Annotated in this window: 25 protein-coding genes; 7 read left to right on the top strand and 18 right to left on the bottom strand. The window is 63.0% G+C overall.

Annotation, left to right across the window (positions count from 1 at the left end):
- Window positions 1-6 precede the first annotated feature (6 nt).
- The 3 genes from NO357_RS01810 to NO357_RS01800 form a co-directional block, all read right to left on the bottom strand.
- A complete protein-coding gene (locus tag NO357_RS01810) occupies window positions 7-645 on the bottom strand; it encodes a response regulator (protein ID WP_306733901.1) in 639 nt (212 codons plus the stop codon).
- The gene (locus NO357_RS01805; protein ID WP_306733900.1) at window positions 642-1958 is read right to left on the bottom strand and encodes an ATP-binding protein; all 1317 of its coding nucleotides are present in this window, start codon (window positions 1956-1958) and stop codon (window positions 642-644) included. Before NO357_RS01805 ends, NO357_RS01810 begins: the two co-directional genes overlap by 4 nt.
- 153 nt (window positions 1959-2111) lie before the next feature.
- Window positions 2112-3095, bottom strand: a complete 984-nt coding sequence (locus NO357_RS01800; RefSeq protein WP_306733899.1) for an LLM class flavin-dependent oxidoreductase — start codon at window positions 3093-3095, stop codon at window positions 2112-2114.
- A 201-nt stretch (window positions 3096-3296) separates the two neighbouring features.
- Here NO357_RS01800 and NO357_RS01795 point away from each other — a divergent pair, with 201 nt between their 5' ends.
- Window positions 3297-4136, top strand: coding sequence for a hypothetical protein (locus NO357_RS01795; RefSeq protein WP_306733898.1), 840 nt, complete (start codon window positions 3297-3299; stop codon window positions 4134-4136).
- Window positions 4137-4178: 42 nt separating this feature from the next.
- Here the strand turns inward: NO357_RS01795 and NO357_RS01790 are convergent, their stop codons facing one another.
- Genes NO357_RS01790 through NO357_RS01780 form a run of 3 tightly spaced genes read right to left on the bottom strand, consistent with a single transcriptional unit; the run spans window position 4179 to window position 7167 of the window.
- Complete coding sequence (locus NO357_RS01790) at window positions 4179-4826, bottom strand: aquaporin (RefSeq protein ID WP_306733897.1); 648 nt, start codon at window positions 4824-4826, stop codon at window positions 4179-4181.
- Entirely contained in the window at window positions 4823-5299 is a 477-nt protein-coding gene (locus NO357_RS01785) for an arsenate reductase ArsC (protein ID WP_306733896.1), read from the bottom strand. Before NO357_RS01785 ends, NO357_RS01790 begins: the two co-directional genes overlap by 4 nt.
- A gap of 41 nt (window positions 5300-5340) precedes the next feature.
- Window positions 5341-7167, bottom strand: a complete 1827-nt coding sequence (locus NO357_RS01780) for an extracellular solute-binding protein (protein ID WP_306733895.1) — start codon at window positions 7165-7167, stop codon at window positions 5341-5343.
- Window positions 7168-7440: 273 nt separating this feature from the next.
- On the opposite strand from NO357_RS01780, the gene NO357_RS01775 reads away from it, so the two are divergent.
- A complete protein-coding gene (locus NO357_RS01775; protein ID WP_306733894.1) occupies window positions 7441-8214 on the top strand; it encodes a 3-hydroxybutyrate dehydrogenase in 774 nt (257 codons plus the stop codon).
- Window positions 8192-9220 carry a patatin-like phospholipase family protein gene (locus NO357_RS01770; RefSeq protein WP_306733893.1) on the top strand — a complete coding sequence of 343 codons (1029 nt, stop codon included), beginning with the start codon at window positions 8192-8194 and terminating at the stop codon, window positions 9218-9220. The genes NO357_RS01775 and NO357_RS01770 overlap by 23 nt, the downstream gene beginning before the upstream one ends.
- Here the strand turns inward: NO357_RS01770 and NO357_RS01765 are convergent.
- The 5 genes from NO357_RS01765 to NO357_RS01745 form a co-directional block, all read right to left on the bottom strand.
- Window positions 9211-10038 (bottom strand): DUF502 domain-containing protein, encoded by an 828-nt coding sequence (locus tag NO357_RS01765; RefSeq protein ID WP_306733892.1) that lies wholly within the window; start codon window positions 10036-10038, stop codon window positions 9211-9213. The genes NO357_RS01770 and NO357_RS01765 overlap by 10 nt on opposite strands.
- Window positions 10039-10143: 105 nt before the next feature.
- Window positions 10144-10611 (bottom strand): hypothetical protein, encoded by a 468-nt coding sequence (locus NO357_RS01760; RefSeq protein ID WP_306733891.1) that lies wholly within the window; start codon window positions 10609-10611, stop codon window positions 10144-10146.
- Between the two features lie 90 nt (window positions 10612-10701).
- A complete protein-coding gene (locus NO357_RS01755) occupies window positions 10702-11613 on the bottom strand; it encodes a pseudouridine-5'-phosphate glycosidase (protein WP_306733890.1) in 912 nt (303 codons plus the stop codon).
- Entirely contained in the window at window positions 11610-12503 is an 894-nt protein-coding gene (locus NO357_RS01750) for a PfkB family carbohydrate kinase (RefSeq protein ID WP_306733889.1), read from the bottom strand. The genes NO357_RS01755 and NO357_RS01750 overlap by 4 nt, the downstream gene beginning before the upstream one ends.
- 39 nt (window positions 12504-12542) lie before the next feature.
- On the bottom strand, window positions 12543-13346 hold the full coding sequence (locus NO357_RS01745; RefSeq protein ID WP_306733888.1) for a DUF4198 domain-containing protein: 804 nt from the start codon (window positions 13344-13346) through the stop codon (window positions 12543-12545).
- Here NO357_RS01745 and NO357_RS01740 point away from each other — a divergent pair.
- The 3 genes from NO357_RS01740 (at window position 13327) to tsf (ending at window position 16417) form a co-directional block, all read left to right on the top strand.
- On the top strand, window positions 13327-14475 hold the full coding sequence (locus tag NO357_RS01740) for a HupE/UreJ family protein (protein WP_306733887.1): 1149 nt from the start codon (window positions 13327-13329) through the stop codon (window positions 14473-14475). The two genes, NO357_RS01745 and NO357_RS01740, sit on opposite strands and share 20 nt — an antisense overlap.
- A gap of 178 nt (window positions 14476-14653) precedes the next feature.
- A complete protein-coding gene (gene rpsB, locus NO357_RS01735) occupies window positions 14654-15460 on the top strand; it encodes a 30S ribosomal protein S2 (RefSeq protein WP_306733886.1) in 807 nt (268 codons plus the stop codon).
- 75 nt (window positions 15461-15535) lie between these two features.
- Complete coding sequence (gene tsf / locus NO357_RS01730) at window positions 15536-16417, top strand: translation elongation factor Ts (RefSeq protein ID WP_306733885.1); 882 nt, start codon at window positions 15536-15538, stop codon at window positions 16415-16417.
- Between the two features lie 365 nt (window positions 16418-16782).
- On the opposite strand, the gene NO357_RS01725 is transcribed toward tsf, so the two are convergent.
- Together NO357_RS01725 and NO357_RS01720 are read right to left on the bottom strand one after the other, a co-directional pair.
- Window positions 16783-17538 carry a helix-turn-helix transcriptional regulator gene (locus tag NO357_RS01725; protein WP_306733884.1) on the bottom strand — a complete coding sequence of 252 codons (756 nt, stop codon included), beginning with the start codon at window positions 17536-17538 and terminating at the stop codon, window positions 16783-16785.
- Between the two features lie 281 nt (window positions 17539-17819).
- Entirely contained in the window at window positions 17820-19040 is a 1221-nt protein-coding gene (locus tag NO357_RS01720) for an acyl-CoA dehydrogenase (protein WP_306733883.1), read from the bottom strand.
- A 108-nt stretch (window positions 19041-19148) separates the two neighbouring features.
- Here NO357_RS01720 and NO357_RS01715 point away from each other — a divergent pair, with 108 nt between their 5' ends.
- Window positions 19149-20057, top strand: a complete 909-nt coding sequence (locus NO357_RS01715; RefSeq protein WP_306733882.1) for a LysR substrate-binding domain-containing protein — start codon at window positions 19149-19151, stop codon at window positions 20055-20057.
- Between the two features lie 302 nt (window positions 20058-20359).
- On the opposite strand, the gene phoB is transcribed toward NO357_RS01715, so the two are convergent.
- The 5 genes from phoB to pstC form a co-directional block, all read right to left on the bottom strand.
- Entirely contained in the window at window positions 20360-21049 is a 690-nt protein-coding gene (gene phoB, locus NO357_RS01710) for a phosphate regulon transcriptional regulator PhoB (protein WP_306733881.1), read from the bottom strand.
- 4 nt (window positions 21050-21053) lie between these two features.
- Window positions 21054-21776, bottom strand: coding sequence for a phosphate signaling complex protein PhoU (gene phoU / locus NO357_RS01705; protein WP_306733880.1), 723 nt, complete (start codon window positions 21774-21776; stop codon window positions 21054-21056).
- Window positions 21777-21789: 13 nt separating this feature from the next.
- Window positions 21790-22536 carry a phosphate ABC transporter ATP-binding protein PstB gene (gene pstB / locus NO357_RS01700; RefSeq protein ID WP_376744354.1) on the bottom strand — a complete coding sequence of 249 codons (747 nt, stop codon included), beginning with the start codon at window positions 22534-22536 and terminating at the stop codon, window positions 21790-21792.
- Between the two features lie 61 nt (window positions 22537-22597).
- Window positions 22598-23959, bottom strand: a complete 1362-nt coding sequence (gene pstA / locus NO357_RS01695; RefSeq protein ID WP_306733878.1) for a phosphate ABC transporter permease PstA — start codon at window positions 23957-23959, stop codon at window positions 22598-22600.
- Window positions 23956-25416 (bottom strand): phosphate ABC transporter permease subunit PstC, encoded by a 1461-nt coding sequence (gene pstC, locus NO357_RS01690; RefSeq protein WP_306733877.1) that lies wholly within the window; start codon window positions 25414-25416, stop codon window positions 23956-23958. The genes pstA and pstC overlap by 4 nt, the downstream gene beginning before the upstream one ends.
- Window positions 25417-25459 lie beyond the last annotated feature (43 nt).

Below are 25459 nucleotides of genomic sequence, written 5' to 3'. Positions count from 1 at the left end.
ACCGGATCAGGACTTGTTCCAGGCCTCATGCGCTATCAGGGCGGCCTCGACACGGTTGCGCGCGTGCAGCTTGCCGAGAATTGCCGTCATGTAGTGTTTCACGGTCTTTTCCTGCAGGTTCAGCGCTTCGGCCACTTCACGGTTCGACTGGCCGACCGCAACCAGGCGCAGGATGTCTTCTTCACGCTTGGTCAGGTCATCGATCGGGTTGTTTTCCTTTTTCTTCGGGGCCTGCATGATCTTCAGCACCTGGGCGGCGAGGCCGGGCGAGACATGCGCCTCACCGCGGGCAACACCTTTGAGAATACGGCGCAGTTCTTCGGCCGAGACGCCCTTGAGCACGTAGCCGATGGCGCCAACCTGCAGCGCCGCTGTCACGTCCGTGTCGTCCTCCGAAACAGTCAGCATCGCAACATGGCCGGCAAGTTTTTCTTCGACGATTTTCTGTGCGGCGTTGATGCCGTTGCCAGGCATCGACAGATCGAGCAGGGCGATGTCGGGACGGTGCTCGGCGGCCAGTGCCACCGCCTCGTCGGCCGAGCCGCCAACGCCAACGATATCGAACTCACAGGTTTCGGTGATGCTCTGGACCAGGCCTTCGCGGAAAATCGGATGGTCGTCTGCCACGATAAGTCGGATGGTCATGCCTGTCCCTCGCTCGTCAATACCAGTGTCAGTGTCGTGCCCCGACCCGGGGCGCTGTCGATGGTGACGGCGCCGCCGATGCTTTCGGCCCGGTCCTTGAGCCCGCGCAACCCCTGGCCGCCATCGGTGCGCAATTGCGGTTCCTGCGCCGGGTCGAAGCCGGCACCGGCGTCGTGGATCGTGACCCGCACGTCGTTGGCCGCTCCGTCGATTACGATGTCTGCCCGATCTACCTTGCCATGGCGGGTGGCGTTCGAAAGTCCTTCCTGGAGGAAGCGATAGATGCAGAGTTTCTCGGTGTAGCCGAGTGCCGCGGGTTCGGAACCGGTGAAGCTCAGTTGCACCTGCATCCCGGTCTGTTTCTCGTGGTCCGACACCGCGCGGCGCACGAGCGTCGGCAGATCCAGACTTTCGAGATCCGGCAGGGCAAGCCCGCGCGAAATCGACCGGATCTCCTCCATAGCGCGTTCGAGCGAATTGCGGATCTCGTCACGCGCGCCTGGCTTGGCATCCCGCGCCAGCGCCGACTCGAGGCGCAGCGCGGCGAGCGAGAGATATTGCGCCGGGCCGTCATGCAGGTCGGAGCCGACTCGGCGGATCGCCTGTTCGGTCTGGGCGGTGGCCCGCAGGTTGGCGCTAATGGCGCGGCGGCGCAGCGCGGCATTCTGCTCTGCCAGTTCCTCGGAGGCGGTGAGTTGGGCCTTGAGCTCTTTCTGCTGGGTCCGGATGGTGCGGCCGCCGGCCTGGACGATGCCAAAGAGCAGTATGCCGCTGGCGACGAATGCCGAGCCGACAACCAGCCAGCCGGTCCGGCGGGCATCGCGCAAGTCGGCCTGCAGCGGTTCGGCGCGTTCATAGAACTCGGCCACGGCGATGACCCGGCCGCTGAAGACCTCGTGAATTGGTGAATAGACCTCGAGCAGGGGCACCCCGAGGGCGGCTTCGCCGGCATCCTCGTGGTCGTTGAGGTCTTCGAAGGAGGCGGCGAATTCGCCGCGCCAAGCCGCCTGCAAATCTTCGGAGGGCGCGAAACGCTGACCGATCAGGGCGGTATCCGAGGCTTGCACGACCAAGCCGCCTTCCTTCCAGATCTTGTAGGACACGATCCGTTCGCTGAGGGCGGTGTCGCGGAAGATTTCCAGCATTGCCTGTTGCGCCGGCACCGACAGCGCGTCGCCTTCGGCGAGGTCCTGAGTCAGGGGCGCGATGAAGCTTTCGACATAGTTGGCGGCGATGATCGCAAAGTTCTGCACAGTGGCTTGTTCGATCCGGCGCGAGACCCAGGACCCCACCAGCAACATGGTCACCAACATGACAGCCCCGCCAGCCAGAAGAAACTGGCCGGGCAACGACAATCGGCGCCAACGGCGCAGGAGGGCGGACCGGTTCATTACCGGGACCTTAGACGAAATACGAAAAGCGCATAGGGACTTTCGTCGGATAACCCGCACTGCAGCGGTCTGTCTCTACATCGATTTCAGCACGTCAGCGGCGATCTCGAAGCTTTTCAACCGGGCGGCATGGTCGTGGATCTGTCCCGACAGGATCAGCTCGTCTGGTTTATGGCGCTCGATCAGCGCCGCGAGCTTGTCGCGCACGGTTTCGGGCGCACCCACCGCGGCGACGCGCAAGGCGGCCGAGGCGGTGGCGATCACTTCGCGCGGGGCGATGCCGTTGAGAGAATCGACAGGCCGGGGCAGGGGACCCGGCATGCCCGTGCGCAGGTTGATGAAGCCCTGGAGCTGCGAGGTCCTTAGCCGCTGGGCCTCGTCGTCGGTATCGGCGGCGAAGACGTTGACGGCGAGCATGAAGCGCGGAGCGTCGGTGATGCCGGATTGGAAATCTTGCCGGTAAGTCTCGATCGCCGGTTCCAGCGCGTCGGGAGCGAAATGCGAGGCGAAGGCGTAAGGTAGGCCGAGATGCGCCGCCAGCTTGGCACCGTAAAGTGAGCTTCCCAACATCCAGATCGGCACTTGGGTGCCTTCGCCGGGGATCGCCCGCACCGGTTGATTGGGCTGGGACGGGTTGAGATAGCCGATCAGTTCGATCACCTCGTCGGGGAACATGTTTTCTTCCATCCGGCCGCGGCGCAGCGCCCAAGCCGTGCGGGCATCAGTGCCGGGCGCACGGCCGACGCCGATGTCGAACCGGTCCCCGTGGATCGAGGCCAGCGTGCCGACCTGCTCGGCGATGACCAACGGGGGATGGTTGGGCAGCATTATCCCGCCCGACCCGACGCGGATCGTCTTGGTGTGATTGGCGATATGCCCCATCAGAACGGTGGTGGCCGAAGACGCGATTCCCGGCATGTTGTGATGCTCGGCCACCCAGTAGCGCTTGTAGCCCCAGGTCTCGGCATGAGCCGCGAGATCGGCGCTGTTGCGCAGCGCATCGACGGCGCTTCCGCCTTCTGGGATCGGGGACAGATCGAGAACGGAAAACGGGATCATCGGGGACCTCTGCTCGGGATGAAACTTGTTGTGGCTGGTGCAGGTTAGGCGAGTTCGACTGTTTTGTCAGGTCGACATATGCAGAGACGGTTCCACGTGTGTCGAGGCACTGGATTTTTCTGTGGTCGTGACGCTGCGCACACGGTAGAGGGGAAACGCCTCGGGTAAAACCCGCAAAACGAAAAACAGCTGAGGGACAAAATGTTCGATGATACAGAGATCGACTTTCTCGAAGTCGAAGGCGATTATGATGCCGACACTATTGCGCGTTTCATCGAAGAGGGTGGGGTCGACAATGTCCGCCTGATCGTGCTGCGGAACTTTGCGCGCCAGGAGGATTGCCGCAAGCTCGAGGCGCGGTTCAACGAGATCATCGCCGCCTTTGGCTCAAACCGCGGTGAGGACGGCGTGGTGCGCAACCAGCAAGTCGGCTCGACCCAGTTCCAGCGCAACGGCGAAGACTACGTGCGCGAGACAGTGAAACATCTCGACCACGTCATTGACCTGTTTTCGGTGCTCGATGCCACGACGGTGGGGAACCTGTTTCTCGACGACGACCTGGAACGGGCCTTCTTGAAGCGCGGCAAGGTCTATCGCCAGGCGCGGCACCTTGGCGGCACCGGGAATTTCGCCACCACGCGGAAATGGCTCGACAATGGCGCAATGACGCTGCACCCGCATGAGGACACCGCGCAGATCGCGCAGGGTGCAGAGGATGGGTTCGAGATCGGCGGCGGCCCGCACACCATCGCTGCCAATCTCTGCATCGCCGATGATGCAGAAGGCAGCGCGACGGTGCTTTGGAACCATTGTCCCGACGATACGGTGCGCAAGGAGATGGGGCTGGAAATGACCGGCTATCCGTATCCGATCGACTATGCCGACCGGTTCCAGAAGCTGCGGGTGAAGATCCGTCGGGGGGATCTCTATTTCATGAACGCCTCGTATCTGCACGGGGTCGAGAACAGCCCGACGAATTACCGTATCACCGCCGGACGGTTCATCACCCCCGTCGGGCACAAGGTGCTGACCTGGACGTGACCGCTTCGCGTTTCGGGTCACGCCCGGGACTCGTTGGAATAATTACCTGAAAAGCCGTGTAAGAACCGCGTGGCCGAAAAAAACCGCGATGATCTGCATCACGACGAACATCGCGATGTGTCCTGGATAGATGCCGGCAAAGGTGTCCGAGAGCCCGCGCGCGATGGTCACCGCCGGGTTGGCAAAGCTGGTCGACGAGGTGAACCAGTAGGCTCCGGTGATGTAGAGCGCAACGAGGGTCGGCACGGTGTCGGGCTTGTGGCGGATGCCGCCGAAGATCACGAACAAGAGGCCGAAGGTGGCGATGACCTCGGAGAACCATTGCGCCGCGCCGGTGCGGTGCATCGTGGTGGAGGTTTGCAGGATCGGCAGGTCGAACATCGCGTGTGCCGCCCAGACGCCGAGGATCGCACCGGTGATCTGCGCAATCACGTAGGGTGTCAGGTCTTTCCAGGCATGTTCGCCGCGGAGCGCAAAGGCCAGTGTGACGGCAGGGTTGAAATGCGCTCCCGACACCGGGCCGAGCGTGGTGATAATGGAATAGAGCATCGCACCGGTGGCGATGGCATTGGCCAGAAGGGCAAGCGCGACATTTCCGTCGGAGAGGGTTTCGGCCATGATGCCCGAACCCACCACGCCGATGAGCAGGAAGGCAGTACCGATCAGTTCAGCGGCAATTCTCTGTGTCATGGCAGCTCTCCGATGCGGTCGAGATGCAGCTTTAGCTCGCCCGCCTCCATGTCTTCGACCGGCATATCGAGAAATGCCCGGGCGCGGCGTTCGAGCCTGGCATAGGCGGCGTGGAACGCCTCGTCCCAGTCGGCTTCGTCGGTCGCGGCCGGGTCGTCGACGCCCCAATGAGCGCGCACCGGAGCACCCGGCCAGATCGGGCAGGTCTCGCCGGCAGCGGAAGCACAGACGGTGATCACCGCATCCATCTTCGGAGCGCCCGGCTCGGCGAACTCGTCCCAGCTTTTCGAGCGGACCGATGACAGGTCGTAACCCTTAGAGGCAAGCAGTTTGAGCGATTGCGGATGGACCGCGCCTGTGGGCTGGGAACCGGCGGAGTAGGCGGTGATGCGGCCGTCGCCGAGGCGGTTCAGCAGCGCTTCGAGAAGGATCGATCGGGCCGAGTTGCCGGTGCAGAGGACGAGAACATTCATGGGCCTCGCCTATGATGGTTCTGTAACGGTTTCATGACGGGTCAGTCTTCATACCACCAAACATCGGGCATGAACCATGGTCCATCGCCGTAGACTGGGACCCGGTCAGGGTACCGCAAATGCCGCGAATGTGCGATCCGCCCGACGCCGAAATCGTAGGTTGGGATCACGTAGCGTCCGGCAGTGAGGATGCGGTCGAGGGCGCGGACGGCGGCAGTGAACTCTTCCGTGTCGTCGGTGGCGAGCATGGCGTCGATCATCGCCTCGGCCGCGGGCGAGGCCATGCCCATCAGGTTGCGGGTGCCGGGTGTGTCGACGCCATAAGAGCCCCAGTAGAGCTTCTGTTCGTTGCCGGGTGAGAGCGAAAAGCCGCGGCGGAAGTCGGTCATCTCGAAATCGTAGGTTTCGAGCCGCTGGTAGAATTGTGCATTGTCAACAGTCTCGATCCGGGCGGAGATGCCGATGCGGGCCAGCGCCTGGATAAAGATGTTGATGAAGGCCTGCTTCTCTCGCGCGCCCTGGCGCAGCAGCACAGCGAACTCGAACGGTGTTCCATCAGCATTCTTCATGACGCCGTCCTGCACGGTCCAGCCGGCTTGTGCGAGCAGGTTCACGGCACGGCGCAGGTTCTTGCGGTTGCGCTCGGAGCCCTCCGAGACGGGCAGGGTGTAACCGTCGAGCGTGCCGGGCAGAAGTTGACCGGCGAAGGGTTCGAGCAATTCACGGACGCGGCCCGTCGCCGGGCCGGGGCGCAGGCCGAGATCGGTGCCAGAGAAATAGGATGGGATGCGGCTCTGCCGGCCGCCGGTGATGGTGTCGTTCATGTACTCGAAGTTGAAGGCCAGCAGCATGGCCTGCCGCACGCGCCAGTCATCGAACGGCGGCTGGCGGGTGTTCATCACGAAGCCGGTCATGCCCGAGGGCTTGCCATCGGCAATCTCGGATTTGACAACCTCGCCGGATTGCACAGCGGGGAAGTCGTATTGCATGGCCCATTTTTCGGCATTGCTTTCGCGCAGGACGGTCAAGGCACCGGCCTTGAAGGCTTCGAACAATACCGCGTCGTCGCCGTAGAACTCGATCCGGATCTCGTCGAAATTGGCGACACCCTGCATCAGCGGCAGGTCGCGGCCCCAGTAATCGGGATTGCGGTGCAGGCCAACGTAGCGGCCGGGCTCGACATCGGCGACAACATAGGGCCCGGTGCCGATCGGGGCCTCGAAGCCAGATTCAGTGAAATCACGGCCATCCCATTGCGCCTTTTTCAGGATCGGGCGCAGCCCGGCGATGAGGGCAAGCTCTCGGTCCTGCGTGTTGAAGGTGATACGTAAGGAGCGCGGGCCGGTGGGCTCAATTTTCTCAACGGCGGTCCAGAAGCCGCGACGGTAGCGCGGGTGGCCCATCTCGCCCAGTGTCTCGTAGGACCAGATCACGTCCTCGAGCGTGACCGGGCTTCCGTCGGAAAACCGCGCCTCTTCGCGCAGGATGAATTCGACCCACTCGCGATTCGGGCCGGTCTCGACCGATTCGGCGAGCAGACCGTAGAGCCCGAAGGGTTCGTCGTAATTCCGACCCATCAGACTTTCATAGCCGAGAAAGCGCAGTTGCCAGGGCGGGGTTCCTTTGAGAATGAACGGGTTGAGCGAGTCAAAGCCGCCGGTATTGCCAACCACGATTCGTCCGCCCTTGGGGGCATCCGGATTGGCGTAGGGCAGGGACACAAAATCCTGTGGCAGGGCCGGAGAGCCATACATAGATAGCCCATGCGCCGGTTCCGCCATGGCGGGAGAGGCGAGCGCAAGGGTGGAGATCAGGAGCCCGAGAAGCCCGGTCCGCGCCCGGTCGCGTCGGAAAATATCTGGTCTCATTTCGGCAACAATCCCGCTCGGCCCTTGTTTTGTTAAAGAATACGCTAACGAGGGATTCACACGTTATCAAACTTTTAGCTTGGACACGCGCGTCGGATTGCTTATAAAGGAGTTACTGCTCGATAGGTTTCTTGCCTGTATGAAACCTGCCTCAATAACTTAACGCCGGCTTCGTGCCGGCGTTTTTTTTTGGCCAGTGAGTCCATCGGCTCTCGTCATCTCCCCGTTGGGCTTTTAGGGTTTCTTCCGGCTAAACAGATCAGGGAGAAAGATATGTCGCTCAATGGCAAGACCGCCGTCATTACCGGGTCCACCTCGGGGATCGGGCTGGGGATTGCCCGCGAGCTGGCGCGGGCCGGGGCCAATGTCGTGCTGAACTCGTCTTCGGGCAAGGGCGATCCTCAGGCCCAGGCGGGCGAGCTGAGCGACGAGTTCGGCACCGAGGTGCGCTACATCCAGGCTGACCTGTCCGACGCGCAGGCTTGCCGCGACCTGATCACCAAGGCCGGCGCCTGCGATATCCTGGTCAACAACGCCGGCATTCAGCATGTCTGCCCGGTCGAGGAGTTCCCGATCGACAAATGGAACCTTATCATCGCTCTCAACCTGAGCTCGGCCTTCCACACCACCGCGGCGGCGCTGCCAATGATGCGTGACGCGGGCTGGGGGCGGATCATCAATATCTCGTCGGCGCACGGGCTGACTGCGTCGCCTTTCAAGTCGGCCTATGTCTCGGCCAAGCACGGAATGGTGGGACTGACCAAGACCGTGGCGCTGGAGACCGCGGAAGAGCCGATCACCTGCAATGCGATCTGCCCGGGTTACGTGCTGACCCCGCTGGTCGAGGCACAGATCCCCGACCAGATGAAGGCCCACGGCATGGACCGCGAAACGGTCATTCGCGAGGTGATGCTGGAGCGGCAACCGTCGAAACAGATGGCGACAGTCGAGCAGATCGGCGGCACCACGGTGTTCCTGTGTTCGGACGCGGCCGAGCAGATCACCGGTACGACGATCAGCGTGGATGGCGGTTGGACCGCGCTCTGAGGTGGCGGCCGTTCGGATCAACCTGGCGCTTCAGGGTGGAGGCGCCCATGGCGCCTTTACCTGGGGCGTGCTCGACCGGCTGCTGGAAGAGCCCGGGCTGGAGGTTGCCGGCATATCCGGCACATCGGCGGGGGCGCTGAACGGTGCGGCTCTGAAATCTGGCTGGCTGACAGACGGGTGTGAGGGCGCGCGCGAAAACCTGGATTGGCTGTGGCGCCAGATGGGCGCCATCGACAGTCCGGTCTTTCCGCAATGGATGGGGCTCGGGCAGTTTTCCAGCGCGCTGGAGGCGTCGTTGCCGTATCTCTGGGCCGAGAGTTGGGAGCGGCTGGTATCGCCTTATGCCTCGGGGCCGTTCTATGCCAACCCGCTGCGCCGGGTCGCCGAGCGGTTCGATTTCGAGCGGGTCTGTGCCGCCGAGGGGCCGGTGCTGTACGTTGGCGCGACCAACGTGCGCACCGGCAAGATCCGGGTGTTCGAGGGCGAAGACATCACCACCGACTCGCTTTTGGCCTCGGCCTGTCTGCCGAGCCTATTCCGAGCGGTCGAGATCGACGGCGAGGCTTACTGGGACGGCGGTTATACCGGCAACCCGGCGCTCTATCCGCTGTTCAACGAGACGCTGCCCAGCGATATCGTGATCGTCAACATCAATCCGCTTGAGCGTGACGATGTGCCGAAGACGCCGCAGGACATACGCAACCGGATCAACGAGATCAGCTTCAACTCCTCGCTGCTGCGTGAGCTTCGGGCGATTGCTTTTGTGCAGCGGCTGCTCGACCAGGGGGCGGTGGATGAGGGTGCGATGAAGCGCGTGCACGTCCACATGATCGCCGATGATGCGCTGATGAACGAACTGTCGGTCGCGACCAAGATCGTGCCCCTGCCGGAGGTGATGGCACGGCTCAAGGCGGCGGGGCGGGCGGCGGCCGACACGTTTCTTGCCGCGCATGGTGACGATCTTGGGCGCCGCAGCAGCGTTGGTCTGCCGGCGCTTTACGGCTGATCTGTTTCCGGCGCTGCAGGGCTCGGCGTGACAGGGGCGGACGCGGCCGCATCGGTGCCAGCCTTGGGGCTGCCCGCTTTCGCCGGCTGGCTGGGATCTTTCTTGTTCGGGTAAACCAGGCCCGCCGAGATCACCAGCTTGGCGGCGTCTTCCACGCTCATTTCGAGCTCGATCACCGAGTGGCGAGGCACGAACAACAGGAAGCCCGAAGTTGGGTTCGGAGTGGTCGGAAGAAAGACCGAGATGATATCTTCGTCGACCGGGATTTTACCGGCGATCTCGCCTTTGGCCTTGGTCGAGATGAAGGCGATCGCCCAGATGCCTTTGCGCGGGTATTCCAACAGGCAGGCCTTGTCGAATTTCGACTCGGTCTGGGCGAAAACCGTCTCGGCGATCTGCTTGATACCATTGTAGAGCGAGCGCACCACCGGCATGCGGTCGACCACGCCTTCGGCCCAGGCCAGGAAGCTGCGGCCGATCAGTCCCTTGGTGATCCAGCCCACCACAATGGTGAAAACCAGGAACAGCACCACGCCGACGCCGCGGATGTTCACGTGGACATCTTCTTCGCCGAAGATCCACTTGAACCACTCGGCCTGACCGAACCAGCGGTTGATCAGCGCATCAGGATGATAGTAGGTCGGCACGAAGGGCAGCACCCAACTGTCGATCCAGCCGACGAAGGTCCAGATCAACCACATCGTGATGGCCACCGGCACGACGACGACGAGCCCGGCGAGGAAGTTGTTCCGCAGCCCGGCAAATGGCCGCCATCGTCGGCGCGGATGGGGGTCGAGGTCGTCGAAGGGCGTGGTCATGCGCAGTTGCAGCTCCTCAGGAGGTCACCGTCACATAGGAGCATTTTCACCCCGCGGCAATGGCCTGCGCGGTGTCTGACCGGGTTTTGCCCGCCTTGGCGCGCGTTACGGGCGCTTGAGCTCGATCCGGTAGCTCCAACTACAGCTCATGCCGCCGGGATGAACATATTGCGACTCGACATGGCCCGAGGCGCTCTTGTCGGAATAGAAGAAAGCCACCATCGAATTGAACGCGCGGCCACCTTCGTTGTCGACCGTCTTGGCGTTGCCCACGACGAGGTTGCCCCATTCAATGTCACCGGCCATCAGGTGCATGGGCTTGCCGCAGAGCTCGCCAGACAAAACGTCCACCTGCACTGGAACGCCGTCCTTGGCGACGATGCTGAGCTCGCCTTTCTTCGCCGGAACTGGCGGGCAGGGACCGGTGTTGCCGGTCACGACCGTATCGTAAGACCAGGTGCCGGAAATATCGAGCGTCGCGGCATCCAGCGGGATCGGGGTCAGCGTGACATCCTGGGCCAACGCCGGGACCGCAACGACCAAGGTCGCAAGGGCAAAAGACAACCGTTTCATGGCACTCTCCCTCTATTTCTCTTAGAATAACATAAGGTCGATCCCGCTCGGGTCCGCGTGGCGCGGTGTCGCATGGCAGAGCCAGACCTTTCAAGAAGCGGTGGAAAGCGCCGCAGCGATCCGGGCCGCGAGGCGCGCGTTGTTCTTGACTAGCGCGATGTTGGCGGTGAGCGACCGGCCGCCGGTCAGGTCAAAGATGCGCTGCAGCAGGAAGGGGGTCACGGCCTTGCCGGTGACGCCCAGGGCCGACGCTTCATCGAGCGTGCGGGCGATGACTGGTTCCATTTCAGCGCGGGGGATTTCGTTCTTGGACGGCACCGGGTTAGCGACAAGCTGGCCGCCGGGCAGGCCGAGCGCGGCGCGGGCAAGGTGGGCGCGGGCGATTTCTTCGGGATGGTCCATGCGCAGCGGCGCGGGCAGGGGGGACGTGGCCGACCAGAAGGCCGGAAAGCTGTCCTGGCCATAGCAGATGACCGGCACGCCGAGGGTTTCGAGCAGCTCGAGTGTTTTTGGCAGGTCGAGGATGGCCTTAGCCCCGGCCGCGACCACAGTGACCGGGGTTTGCGCCAGTTCGTAGAGATCGGCGGAGATATCGAAGCTGGTCTCGGCGCCGCGATGCACCCCGCCGATTCCGCCGGTGGCGAAAACGGGGATGCCGGCCAGGCGCGCCGCGATCATCGTGGCGGCGACGGTGGTGGCCCCGGTGCCGCCGGCGGCAAGACAGGCGGCCATGTCAGCGCGAGAAAGCTTGGCGACGCCCTCGGCCCGCGCCAGCGCGTCGAGCTGTTCCGGTTCAAGCCCGACATGCAGGCGGCCTGCCATCACCGCCATGGTGGCGGGCACGGCACCGGCGTCGCGGATCTCGGCCTCGACCGCGCGGGCGGTGTCGGCGTTCTGCGGCCAGGGCATGCCGTGAGTGATGATGGTCGACTCGAGCGCCACGAGCGGTGTGCCGGCATCGCGCGCCTCTTCGACCTCCTGTGAAAACACCGTCGTGATCACCGGGCTGTCTCCCGTGAAACATAGTCTGCGGCCGCTTTCAGCGCGGCCTCCAGCGCGACCAGGCCGCGCTCGCCGCGGGCCTCTTCGGCAATATGGGCGGCCATGAACGTGTCGCCGGCACCAGTCAAGCGGGTGACCGTCACCTGCGGCGGGGGAAGTTCGATGATGCCGCCGTTGTGACCTTCGGCCACAGGATTGGCGCCGTCGGTCACCAGGGTTCGCGCCGCGCCGCGGGCAAGCAGGCCCTCGGCCGCGGCACAGGCGGTCGCGAAGTCTTTCTGGCAGAGCAGGCCCGCTTCCTCACGATTGACGTAAAGCACCGCACGGGAATGGGTAAGAAAGGGCCGGAGCCGCTCCGCCTTGCCGGGAGAGGCCGGGGCGACACGCAGATCCGCTTTTGAAAGCAACGGACTTACGGCAATTTCTTCGAGTATTTCAAGCGTCAGGTTGCCGTCGAGCGCGACGAGGCCGCGATACGGTGTCTGCGCCGAGCCGAGCCGGCCGTCCTCCAGCGGGGACAGGATCTTTGCGCCGGCTTGTTCCAGCGAATGTGCATCGGCGATCGCCGCGATCAGGCCGTTGGCCCCTTCGACCGCGACGTAGCGGTCGGTCGGAAAATCGTCGGAGCGGTAGAGATAGGCGGTTTCCAAACCGAAGGCCTCGCAGGCGCGCACCAGGTCCTCGCCTTCGGCATCGCGGCCGACGGCCGAGAGCAGCGCCGGGCGCATGCCAAAGCGCGCCAGTGTCATCGCTATGTTCATGGCGACGCCGCCGGGCAGGCGTTCGATCCGTCCCGGTACGTCCACCCCCAACCACATATGATTGGGGGAACGGCCGATCACGTCCCACAGGACCGACCCGATGCAAAGAATATCATGCGTTTTGGCCATGGCGTCTTCCTGCCCGCCGTGCGGGTTCGCTGCAAGGGCTTATCGCGGCACCTCGAAGGTGAGCGAAGCCCAGAGGCTTTCCCAAACGTGCGGGCCGTCGGTTTCAGGCTCGCGCAGAACCACGGAATCGAGCAGGTAGCGATGGCCGGGCTTGAGCGGCACCGTTGCGCGACCCGCCAGATCGGTGATGACGTGGAAGCTCTCGGCCGGGCCATCGTCTTTCTTTTCGAACACGTCGATTTGCGTCTCGGGCAGGGGCCTGCCCTTGTAGCGCATCTCGACCCGCAGACCCGCCTGCGGCGGCTCGGTGTAAGGGTTCGACAGTGCAACCAGTTCGACTTCCATACCTGTTGCGCGATCGGCTCCGGCGCCGTCGCCCACGGCCACCAACGCCTTGCAGTAGCGGGTGTAGCTTTCGGAGAACCCGGTGCGCAACAGGCCGCGTTCGGCATGGCGGGCTATGGCCCAGCCATTGCCCTTGCTCGCGGCGAAATTCTCGAATTTCCCCCAATCGGTATAGGTCAACTTGCGCGCCGTGGACTGGTAGAGAAGCTGCACCAGTCCCGGGCCGGGGGCGGGTAGTTTCAGCGCAGGACGGTCGCCGCTGCGGCTGTCGAACCCACCGCTGTCGGCGCCCTGCATCCAGCCGGCATGGGAGATGCGGGTTTCGAACCAGGCCATCTCGACGCCAGTGAAATATTGACCATTGTAAAGCCCCGCTTCGATTTGTCCGCCGGGTCGCACTTGATAGGTCTGTGCTTCTATCCAAAACTCGTGCGACAGTGCCGGACGCGCGAACGACAACAGGACGAAGACGAGGGTCATGCGAAGAAATGGTGTCATTGGCGCAGGGGGCCTGATTGCCGGGCTGCTGGCAAGTGTTTTCCTATGGCTGAGCGGGTCACAATCGCGCGCGCACGAGGTTTTCCCATCAATCGTTGAGATCGAGGCCCGAGACGGCGTGCTGCACTTGGCTTTCGAGGTGACACTCGAGGCGGTGATGGCAGGGATCGACCTGTCTGAGGTCGAGGATACCAACGCCGCGCCGCAAGCAGCCGATTACGACGCGCTGCGGATGCTGCCGCCGGCGGCGCTGGTTGAACGGCTGATGGTCTTCGCGCCGATTTTCGCAGCCAATGTCGATCTGCGGGTCGATGGCACCGCCGTGGCTATGGCATTCGACGGCCAGGAGATCCGTGACCCGGGCGACCCGGAGCTGGTGCGTCAGACTCTTCTGCGCTTCTCTGCGCCACTGCCGGCGGGAGCAGGGCAGGCCGCGATCGGCTGGTCGAGGAGCTATGGAACCTTGATCGTACGGCAGGTGGGCACGGTCCAAACCCCGTTTACGGCGACACTGGCGGGGGGGGAAACGAGTGCCTCTTTCGCGTTGACGGGTGGCACGACCCAGACCGGCTGGCAGGTCTTTGCCGGCTACATTCCGATCGGTTTCGATCACATCCTGCCCAAGGGTCTGGATCATATCCTGTTCGTTTTGGGGCTTTTTCTGCTGGCGGCGCATCTGCGGCCGCTGTTGTGGCAGGTCACGGCCTTTACCGCGGCCCACACGGTGACGCTGGCATTGGGCGCGCTCGGCTGGGTGACCGTGCCGGGCAGCATCGTCGAGCCGCTGATCGCCGCCTCGATCGTCTATGTCGCGATCGAGAACCTCTTTACCGATCACCTGAACCCCTGGCGGCCCATGATCGTGTTCAGCTTCGGCCTTTTGCACGGCCTGGGCTTTGCCAGCGTGCTGGAGGAATTCGGCCTGCCCGAGGCGCAATTCGTTCCGGCGCTGCTGGGGTTCAATGTCGGCGTCGAGTTCGGCCAGTTGACCGTGATCGCGCTGGCGTTTCTCGCCGTTGGCGCGTGGTTCCGCGACAAGCCTTGGTACCGGGCCCGTATAACCAATCCCGTGTCGCTGGCGATTGCCGCGATCGGGGTATTCTGGGTGCTCGAGCGCACCGTTTTCTGACCCGCCAACATAACGGGCCGGGCAGGGGGTTGCCAATGCCGGCAAACACCTCTATACGCCCGCCATTCAATCCGCAGGCATGGGCGGGCCTTTGGGGGAGACATCCCCAACGGTCCACCGGTTGAAGCAGAGGCTTCTCATCCCGTGTCGAGGCGTAAACCGGAAAGGAAACTAGGACATGGCTCTTCCCGAGTTCACCATGCGCCAGCTCTTGGAAGCGGGCGTTCACTTTGGCCACCAGACGCAGCGTTGGAACCCCCGCATGGGCGAGTTCATCTATGGCGCGCGCAACGGCATCCATATCATCGACCTGACCCAGACCGTGCCGATGCTCGACGCGGCGCTGAACGCGATCCGTGAAACCGTTGCCAAGGGTGGCCGGCTGCTGTTCGTCGGTACAAAGCGACAGGCGTCGGGCCCGATCGCCGACGCCGCCGAGAAATCGGCGCAGTATTTCATGAACCACCGCTGGCTCGGCGGCACCCTGACCAACTGGCAAACCGTGTCGCAGTCGATCAACCGCCTCAAGGCGATCGACGAACAGCTTGCAGGCGGCGCCGAGGGTCTGACCAAGAAAGAACGGCTTGGCATGGAGCGCGAGCAGGCCAAATTGCAGGCGTCGCTTGGCGGCATCCGCGAAATGGGCGGTGTGCCGGACCTGCTGTTCGTCATTGACGTCAAAAAAGAGGCTCTGGCCGTGGCCGAGGCCAACAAGCTGGGTATCCCGGTGGTGGCCGTTGTCGACACCAACTGCAAGCCCGAAGGCATTGACTACATCATCCCCGGCAACGACGACGCCGCGCGCGCCATCGCGCTGTACTGTGATCTGGCCTCCCGCGCCGCGCTCGACGGCATGAGTGCCCAACTGGGTGCTGCCGGGGTCGACCTGGGAGCCATGGAAGAAGCGCCAGTGGAAGAGGCCGTGGCCGAAAAGGCGCCTGCCGAGGAAGCTGCCGCGCCGGCCGAAGAGTCTGCCGAGGCCTGAGGGTCACCGCAATGTCATGCGGGCGTGCCAAGAGCGCGCCCGCACACCGCTTTGAAAAGTTGAGAGGAGCCGAACATGGCGATCACAGCAGCAATGGTTAAGGAACTGCGCGACAGCACCGGCGCAGGCATGATGGACGCGAAAAAAGCGCTGACTGAAACCGACGGCGACATGGAAGCCGCGGTCGACTGGCTGCGCACCAAGGGGTTGGCGAAGGCCGCCAAGAAATCGGGCCGCACCGCAGCCGAGGGCCTGGTCGGCGTTGCCGTCGAGGGCGGCCGCGGCGTGGCTATCGAACTCAACTCGGAAACCGATTTCGTGGCAAAGAACGATCAGTTTCAGAAGCTGGTCGGCGATGTCGCCACGACCGCGCTTGGTACCGCCGATATCGAGGCGCTGAAAGCGGCCGATCTGGGTGGCAAGCCGGTGGAAACCGCCATCACCGACGCAATCGCCACCATCGGCGAGAACATGACCCTGCGCCGGATGGCCGCGGTCGAAGGCCAGAACGTGGTGGCTTACGTCCACAATGCAGCAGCGCCGGGCATGGGTAAGATCGGCGTTCTCGTGGCGTTCTCTGGCGATGACGAAGGCCTCGCCCGCCAGGTTGCCATGCACGTCGCCGCCGCCGATCCGCGGCCGCAGGCCCTGAACGAGGATGCGCTGGATCCGGCCATCGTCGAGAAGGAACGTCAGGTGCAGATCGACATCGCGCGGGAATCGGGTAAGCCCGAGCAGGTGATCGAGAAGATGATCGAAGGACGGATGAAAAAATTCCTCGCCGAGATCACGCTTCTCAACCAGGCCTTCGTGGTCAACCCCGATCTGACCGTGGCCCAGGCCGCGAAAGAGGGCGGCATCGAGATCACCGGCTATGTCCGGCTCGAAGTCGGCGAGGGCATTGAGAAAAAGCAGGAAGACTTTGCTGCCGAGGTGGCCAAGGCGGCCCAGGGCTGACCTTGAGCGTTGCGTGAATAAACGCGCGCAACAACCTGTTTAGAAAAGGTAAACGGCGCCGGAGAGATCCGACGCCGTTTCTTTCTTGATCCCGCCCGGCAAATGGGGATGAGAAGGGCGGTCCCAATGTTCGCTGGCCATCAGGTCGAGGAATAAACCCTCTGGCCAGCACCGGTTGAACCGGACAAAACGCAGCGCCTTGAAATCTCAAGGTTACATCCTGTTTGTTCCCAGGCTTTAAGCCACCACTCACGGAACAACTCAACTATGCCATCGGGATGGGATTACGAAAAGTAAGGGAATCCTTACCTTTTGGACAAAAACAGTCTGTTTCCCAGTAATTGCGTTAGAAAACGGGTTGGAGATCAGTATTCGACGACGAACATCTGATTCTGCAGCGCCGCTTTCAGCACCGCTTGGGCGGTGGTTTCGACGTTCAGCACGTCGCGGGCCAGCCGCAGATGTTTTTCCACCGTCGCCGGCGTCAGGCCCATCAACATGGCAATATCGGCCGTGGTTTTTCCGTCACCAACCCAATGCAATGCCTCGAGCTGGCGCTTGGTCAGGCCGCGGGTCGGCCGGACATAGGGCAGGGACTGGATCTTGAGATGAGCGACGTTGTTCATCACCATGATATCGGGACCGTGTTCGGCCCAGATGGCATCGACATCGGCCTGGCTCATGTCCTTGGCACCGGTCAGGGCAATCGCGCCCTTGGAGCGCGGTGACACCGATTTGAAGCTAATCGTGTAACCACAGGTAACGTGCATTTTCTTATTGAATTCAAAGACTTCGATCGCCTTCGACGGCAACTCGCCGTTTTCCAACAATTCGCCCAGCATACCCCAACTGGTCCAGCCTTCGTTTTCCAGCGACCATTTCACCATTGGTGCGTGGAAATACATCTGTTCACCCAGAAACCAGTCGGTGTATTCTTTCGGGTGGTTGGTCAGGATGATGAAATCGTCGGGATCTCCTAGCGACGTGCCATGGCGGAAGTTGGTGTAGCCGTAGAACAGCCGATCGAACCCGAATTCCGCCATCTTGCGCACATGCTGATCCCATAGCGCCTCGACCGACGGGGCGTTGGTGATCTCGTCAAGATACTCCACCAGACTCATGTTTGGCATCCCCTTCAGTCTGCCGTTCACGCCGGTAGCGGGTGGTGGGCGTTAACCGGAGACATTGCCTGATTTCGTTCCGTAAATGGTTCATTAACTTTAACGTTTTAAAGCGGGACCTGTCGAGCGTGCGGTTGGATTTTTCTTAATCTGGTTCTGAAACTGAAGTCTCGGAAAGCAAGCCGTATTTGGCAAATAACGTAGTTACCATAATACTGATTATGCGCTTATAGGATTCAGGAGCGGAGCGCCGGATGGCGCTCCCCTGCTGTGGAGGGTTCTCAGAAAAAGGCTTGCAGGCCGGTTTGTGCGCGGCCCAGGATCAGTGCATGCACGTCATGAGTGCCTTCGTAGGTGTTCACGGTCTCAAGGTTGAGCATGTGGCGGATCACCTGGAATTCGAGGCTGATACCATTGCCGCCGTGCATGTCGCGCGCCATCCGTGCGATGTCGAGCGCCTTGCCGACATTGTTGCGCTTGACGATAGAGATCATCTCGGGCGCAGCGTTGGCCCCGTCCATCAGGCGTCCGACCCGGAGCGAGGCCTGCAGGCCAAGCGCGATCTCGGTCTGCATGTCGGCCAGCTTGCGCTGGAACAGCTGGGTTTGCGCCAGCGGCCGCTTGAACTGGTGTCGGTCGAGCCCGTATTGCCGCGCGCCGTGCCAGCACGCCTCGGCCGCACCCATAGCGCCCCAACTGATACCGTAACGGGCACGGTTGAGGCAGCCGAACGGGCCTTTGAGCCCTTCCACATGGGGCAGCAACGCCCCCTCGCCCACCTCGACGCCGTCCATCACGATCTCGCCGGTGATCGACGCCCTGAGAGACATTTTGTTCAGGATTTTGGGTGCGCTGAGGCCTTGCATGCCTTTTTCCAGCACAAAGCCGCGGATCTTACCGCCATGCGCCTCGGATTTTGCCCAGACGACGAACACATCGGCGATCGGCGCGTTGGAAATCCACATCTTTGAACCTGTCAGGCGGTAGCCGTCGGTGGTTTTTTCGGCACGGGTCTTCATGCCGGCCGGATCCGAACCGGCGTCAGGCTCGGTCAGGCCAAAGCAGCCGATCCACTCGCCCGAGGCAAGTTTCGGAAGGTATTTTTTCCGTTGTTCTTCCGAGCCATAGGCGTAGATCGGGTACATCACCAGGCTGGACTGCACGCTCATCATCGAACGATACCCGCTGTCTACCCTTTCGATTTCCCGCGCCACAAGACCGTAGGAAACGTATCCCGACCCGAGCCCGCCATACTCCTCGGGAGTGGTGACGCCCAGAAGCCCCATCTCGCCCATTTCGCGGAAAATCTCGGGATCGGTGGTTTCGTTCTGAAAGGCGTCGAGCACGCGCGGTTGCAGCTTTTCCTGGGCGTAGGCATGCGCGCTGTCACGGATCATGCGCTCCTCTTCGGTGAGCTGGTCATCGAAGCGGAACGGATCGTCCCAGGTAAACTGCCCGAGATCGGGCGCGTCCTTGAGGCGGAGGTGGGGTTTGTCGAGCATGTTGTGGGCTCCTGCGTCCGGTGGGTTGGGAATTCTTCAATAGTTTATCTTGAGTATTTTGCATGATAAATCGACAATTACGCATAGTTTCATGAGGTAACGGAATACATGATTGCGCCAAGGCGGTTCTTGCCTTCGATCTCTGCCCTGCAGGCTCTGGAAGCTGTGGCGCGGCTGGGAAGCGCCACGGCAGCGGCCGCCGAGTTGTCGCTGACCCAGGGCGCGGTGTCGCGGCAATTGAAGGCGCTGGAAGCGCAGCTGGGGGTAGCGTTGCTGAACCGCGCCGGCAAACGCCTGGCGCTGACGCCCGCCGGAGCGGCCTATGCCGAGGAGGTCCGCGCCGGACTGCAGAAGATAGCCCAGGCGGCGTTGAAATTGCAGACCAATCCGAGCGGCGGCGCGCTGAATCTGGCGATCCTGCCAACCTTCGGAATGCGCTGGTTGGTGCCACGCTTGCCGCAATTTTCAAAGGCCTATCCCGAAGTCACCATCAATATGACCACCGTAATGGAGATGTTCAACTTTGACATTCAACCCTTTGATGCTGCAATAACTTTTGGCGATGGAGACTGGCCGGAAACGGAAAAGCTGTTGCTGGCGAAAGAGGTGCTGGTGCCGGTGGCGGCCCCCGGCCTTTTGGCCGGACGGCACGTTGAGACCGGTCACGATCTGCTGCGACTGCCGCTTTTGCATCTCCAGACCCGGCCGCGTATCTGGCAACGCTGGTTTGCCGCCAAGGGGCTGAAGACCGGACCGGTGCCGGGCATGGTCTATGACCAGTTCACCACCATCGTGCAGGCCGCGCTGCACGGGTTGGGTGTGGGGCTGCTGCCGGATTACCTGGTTGAACAGGAACTGGCCGATGGGCGCCTGCACCTGGCACTGGACGGGCCGGAGGAAAGCATCGGCGCCTACTGGCTGGTCTGGCCACAGGAGCGGCGCGGGGCCCCTGCCCTGGCGGCATTCCGCGACTGGCTGGCCGAGCAGGTGAACGAGGACGAGATGCTGCCGCGTTAATCCCGCTTATGCGCTGACGGAATGGTTAAGCCCTCGGGGCGGCGGAAAGTGCCGGTCTGGCAACCTGGCTGGCAGTCTGGCTGGCATCCCGTCTGGCGCGCGGTGGCCCAAGGTTTCGTAAATGGGTCGGGTTAACGGGGTGTGCGGCGACGGCAGGTTTTCCGCCCGGCTGAAATCCAGCTTGCGCATAGCCGACGCCTGGCTCCGGCATTGTGTGCCAGAATGCGCTCTGCGAGGGGACCGGGCCCCCGTCGTACGAGCGCAGACTCCCCAATCCAACGGGTGACAGGCTGGTCTGCCCCCTACCCCAACGCGTAGCCGGTGCCGCGGATGGTGCGCAACGGATCGGATCCACCGTGCGCCATCAGAGCCTTGCGGAGACGGCCGATATGCACGTCGACGGTGCGGGTGTCGACATAGATGTCGCGGCCCCAGACCCGGTCGAGCAACTGGTCGCGTGAAAACACCCGGCCGGGTTTCTCCATGAACGTCGTCAGCAGGCGGAATTCAGTGGGCCCGAGCTTCAGTTCCTTGCCGGCCCGGGTCACGCGGTGGGTTTCGGCGTCGAGCAGGATGTCTTCATATTCCAACCGTTCGCCGACCGACGCCGGCCGCACCCGTCGCAACTGGGCTCGCACGCGCGCCATCAACTCGGCGACGGAATACGGTTTAATCACGTAGTCGTCGGCCCCGGTTTCCAGGCCCCGCACCCGGTCGACTTCTTCCGAGCGCGCCGAGATCATGATCACCGGGATCGCGCGCGTGCCGGAGCGGGATTTGATCCGGCGGCACACCTCGATGCCCGAGACGTTCGGCAGCATCCAGTCGAGCAGTACGATGTCGGGCGGGGCTTCCTCCAGCAGCATCAACGCTTCGTCCCCGTCGGCGGCACGCAGAACCTCGAAGCCTTCGGCCTCAAGATTGTAGGCCAATACCTCGCGCTGCGCCGGTTCGTCCTCAACCAGAAGCACGCTGGGCGGTCGCGCTGTCATCGGATCAGTCCTCGCTCAGGCTGGCATCCGTCGAGGTGACGTCGCGCTTTTTGCGATCTTCGTCGGGCACTTCTCCGGTGACCAGATAGACCACCTGTTCGGCGACGGCGGTGACGTGATCCCCCATCCGCTCGGTGTTCTTGGCGATGAAATGCAGGTGCATGCAGGGGGTGATGTTGCGCGGATCCTCCATCATGAAGGTGAGGAATTCGCGGAACAGCGCGTTATAGAGCTGGTCGACATCGCGGTCGCGATGGATCACGTCCATCGCCAGCGCGGCGTCGCGCTGGATATAGGCATCGAGCGCGTCCTTGAGCATCAGCTGCACGTCGCGGGCCATGCGTTTCAGCGACACCGTGGCGCCCTCGATCGGAGCCATCTGAACCAGGATGCCGGTGCGTTTGGCCATGTTCTTGGCATAGTCGCCGATACGTTCGAGATTGGCCGAGATCTTGAGCACGCTGAGCACCAGCCGCAGGTCGATGGCGGTAGGCGCGCGCAGGGCGATGATGCGGGCGGCTTCGTCGTTGATCAGCTCTTCCAGCTCGTCGATGGCGCGGTCGTTTTCGCGGACCTTCTCGGCCATTTCCTCGTCGCGGGCCTCGAGGCTGTCGGCGGCGGCGAGGATGGCGTTTTCGACCAGCCCGCCCATTTTCATGATCTCGGCCTGGACCTCTTCGAGGTCGCGGTCGAAGGCCGAGGCGATGTGGTGGTGTTTTTCGGTCATGTCCCTGCCCTGTTCAGCCGATCCGGCCGGTGATGTAGGATTCGGTGCGCGGATCGCGCGGGTTGGTAAAAATCTGCCCGGTTTCGCCGTATTCGACCAGATTGCCGAGGTGGAAGAAGGCGGTTTTCTGGCTGACCCGGGCGGCCTGCTGCATCGAGTGGGTGACGATGACGACCGAGAAGTTCTGCTTGAGCTCGTCGATCAGCTCTTCGACCTGGGCGGTGGCGATCGGGTCGAGCGCCGAGCAGGGTTCGTCCATCAGCAGAACCTCGGGTTCGGTCGCCACGGCGCGGGCGATGCAGAGCCGCTGTTGCTGGCCGCCCGACAGGCCGGTGCCGGGCTCGTGCAGCCGGTCCTTGACCTCGTCCCACAGGGCGCCGCGGCGCAGGGATTTCTCGACGATGTCGTCGAGTTCAGCGCGGGATCTGGCGAGACCGTGAATCCGGGGCCCATAGGCGATGTTGTCGTAGATCGACTTGGGAAACGGGTTGGGTTTCTGAAACACCATGCCGACCTTGGCGCGCAGCTGCACCGGATCGACCTTGGGATCGTAGATGTCTTCGCCGTCGAGCGTGATGGTGCCTTCAACCCGGCAGATCGGAATGGTGTCGTTCATCCGGTTGAGGCAGCGCAGGAAGGTCGACTTGCCACAGCCCGAGGGACCGATGAAGGCGGTGACAGTCTTGTCGTCGATATCGACATCGACGTCCTTGATGGCCTGGTTGTCGCCATAGAAGACCTGGCAGTTGCGCGCGCTCATCTTGATATCGGTCTTGGTCACGGCGGCCTCTCTCTTTGGCGTGTCGAACATGGGGACCTCCTTACCAACGGCGCTCGAAACGCCGGCGCAGGATGATAGCCAGAATATTCATGATTAGCAGAAACACCAGCAGCACGATGATGGCGCCGGAGGCGCGCTCGACGAAGGCGGGATCACCGCGGGTCGTCCAGTTGTAGATCTGCACGGGTAACGCGGAGGCGGGATCGAACAGCCCCTCGGGTGGCGCGGCGGGGTATTCGCGCACGAAGGCGACCATGCCAATGAGCAGCAGGGGCGCGGTTTCGCCAAGTGCCTGGGCCAGACCGATGATCGCGCCGGTCAGGATGCCGGGCATGGCCAGCGGCAGCACATGGTGGAACACGGTCTGCATTTTCGAGGCCCCTACCCCGAGCGCGGCTTCGCGGATCGAGGGCGGCACCGCCTTGAGCGCGGCGCGGGTGGCGATGATGATGGTCGGCAGCGTCATCAGCGTCAGAACCAGCCCACCAACGATCGGCGCCGATTGCGGCAGCCCGGCATAGTTGATGAAAACCGCCAAGCCAAGGATGCCGAACACGATCGACGGCACGGCGGCGAGGTTGGAAATGTTGACCTCGATCAGATCGGTGAACCAGTTCTGCGGCGCAAATTCCTCGAGATAGATCGACGCCGCCACGCCAAGCGGCAGCGCCAGCACCAGTACCACGAGCATCATATAGGCCGAGCCGAGGATCGCGACGCCCAGGCCCGCGGCCTCGGGGCGGGTGTCGGAGGCGTCGGGCGCGGTGAAGAAGGCCCAGTTGAAGCGGGTGTCCAGCACGCCGGCGTCGCGCAGGGCATCGGCGATGCGCAGCTGCTCGGGCGAGACGTTGCGATCGAGCGCCGCCGTCTCCATCGTCACCCGGCCCTTGTAATAGCCATCGATCCGGCCGCCGGCCAGCAAGTCGAAGCGTACGGTTTCACCAATTTTGTCGGGATTGGCCAAGACGTAGTCGCGGATCGTGGCCGGGGCTTCGGGCGAGATCATGTCGGCGATCTTCTTGGCCTTGAGGCCCTGGTCGTCGACCCCGTTCGCCGCGACGGTCGCCACCATCGCTTTCTGGATCAGCGGCTTGTAACCGAAGGTCGTGACCTTGGCGATCTTCTCGAGATTGCCCGAGCCGTCCTTGTCCAGCTTGGCCGGGTCGAGATAGACCTCGAGCGACACATAGGTCTGCCGGAAAGACGACATCCCGTTCAGGAGGATCGACGTAAGCAGCCCGACAAGCGCCAGCAAGCCAATGATCACGGCGATGCTGCCCATGAGCTTGAACCGGGCTTCGGCGGCGTTGCGCCGTCGGGTGCGGTCGTCGACCTCGAGCAGCGAGCGGTTTCTGCGGGCCGGCGCCGGGGCAGAACTGCCGTTTCGGGCGATGTCGGTCATTCATACTGCTCCCGGTATTTGCGCACGATGTAGAGCGCGAGCACGTTGAGCCCCAGCGTGAAGACGAAAAGCGTCAGGCCGAGCGCGAAGGCGACCAGTGTTTCGGGGCTGGCGAACTCGGTGTCGCCGGTCAGCTGGCTGACGATCTTGACCGTCACGGTGGTCATCGCTTCGAGCGGGTTGAGGCTCATCTTGGCCGCCGCCCCTGCCCCCATGACCACGATCATGGTCTCACCAATGGCGCGCGATGCCGCCAGCAGGATCGCCCCCACCACGCCGGGCAGCGCGGCGGGCAGAATCACCTGCTTGATGGTTTCTGATTGCGTGGCGCCGAGCCCGTAAGAGCCGTCGCGCAGGGCCTGCGGCACGGCGTTGATGATGTCGTCGGAAAGCGAGCTGACGAAGGGAATGAGCATGATGCCCATCACCAGCCCGGCGGTCAGCACCGACGACGAACTGTCGCCCAAACCGGTCGGTTGGGCGATCCAGTCGCGGATAAAGGGCCCCACGGTGATCAGGGCAAAGAGACCGTAGACGATGGTGGGGATTCCCGCCAGCACCTCGATCGCCGGTTTGGCCAGGCTGCGCACCCGCTTGCCGGCATATTCGGCCAGGTAGATCGCGATCATCAGTCCGATCGGCACCGCCACGATCAGCGCCACCAGCGAAACATAGAGCGTGCCCCAGATCAGCGGCGCGAAGCCGAGATCCGACCCGCCGCGGAATTGCGGATTCCAGGTGAGCGAGAAGAAGAAATCGCGTGCCGGGTAGAGTTGGAAGAAATGCCACGTCTCGAACAGCAGAGACAGCACGATGCCGGCCGTGGTGGCGATGGCCACCAGCGAGGCGCCGATCAGCAGCGACAGGACGAAACTTTCGGCCAGATTGCGGGCGCGCAGCGTGGCGGAAATGCGCGACAGCGCCAGCCCCATCATGCCCAGGGCGAGACCCAGCACGACGACGGTCATCGCCAGCGCCCCGGTCTTTTGCATCTTGCGATAGGATTTGGCGGCTTCGAAGACAGCCGGCGAGACCTCTGCCCCGAGGGCGATGCCGACACCGGCCAGGCGCGCCCGGATGTCAGTTTGATCGGCGTGCATGTCTTTCAGCTGGGCTTCGCCGAGGCTGCCGTCGGCCATCATGGCGTCGATGCCGCCGGCGATCCGGCGCACGTCGCTCATCACCAGGGTGAGGTCTCCGCCTTCAGGAATCGCAGTGCCCGGAATGTTTTCGGCGACGCGCTGTTCGATCAGGATTGGTTGCAGGAACAACCAGATGGCCATGACCAGGAACGCCGGCACGGCGGTCAGCAGGAAGACCAGTTGGCCGTAGTAGCCGGTACGGGAATGCAGCAGCCGTGCATCGCCTTGAACCACTGCAAGCGCCCGCCGCCGGGCCAAGACATAGCCGAGTGCGGCCAAGCCCAGAACGATCAGGGAGAGGATGCCAACATTCATCTGGACGTCTTCCGGTCAGAGTAACGGGCAGCACCGGGGGCGC

Origin of the sequence: Marimonas arenosa (assembly GCF_030848945.1) — a bacterium.
Lineage (GTDB): Bacteria > Pseudomonadota > Alphaproteobacteria > Rhodobacterales > Rhodobacteraceae > Marimonas > Marimonas arenosa.
This window is presented reverse-complemented; position numbering and strand designations above follow the sequence as displayed.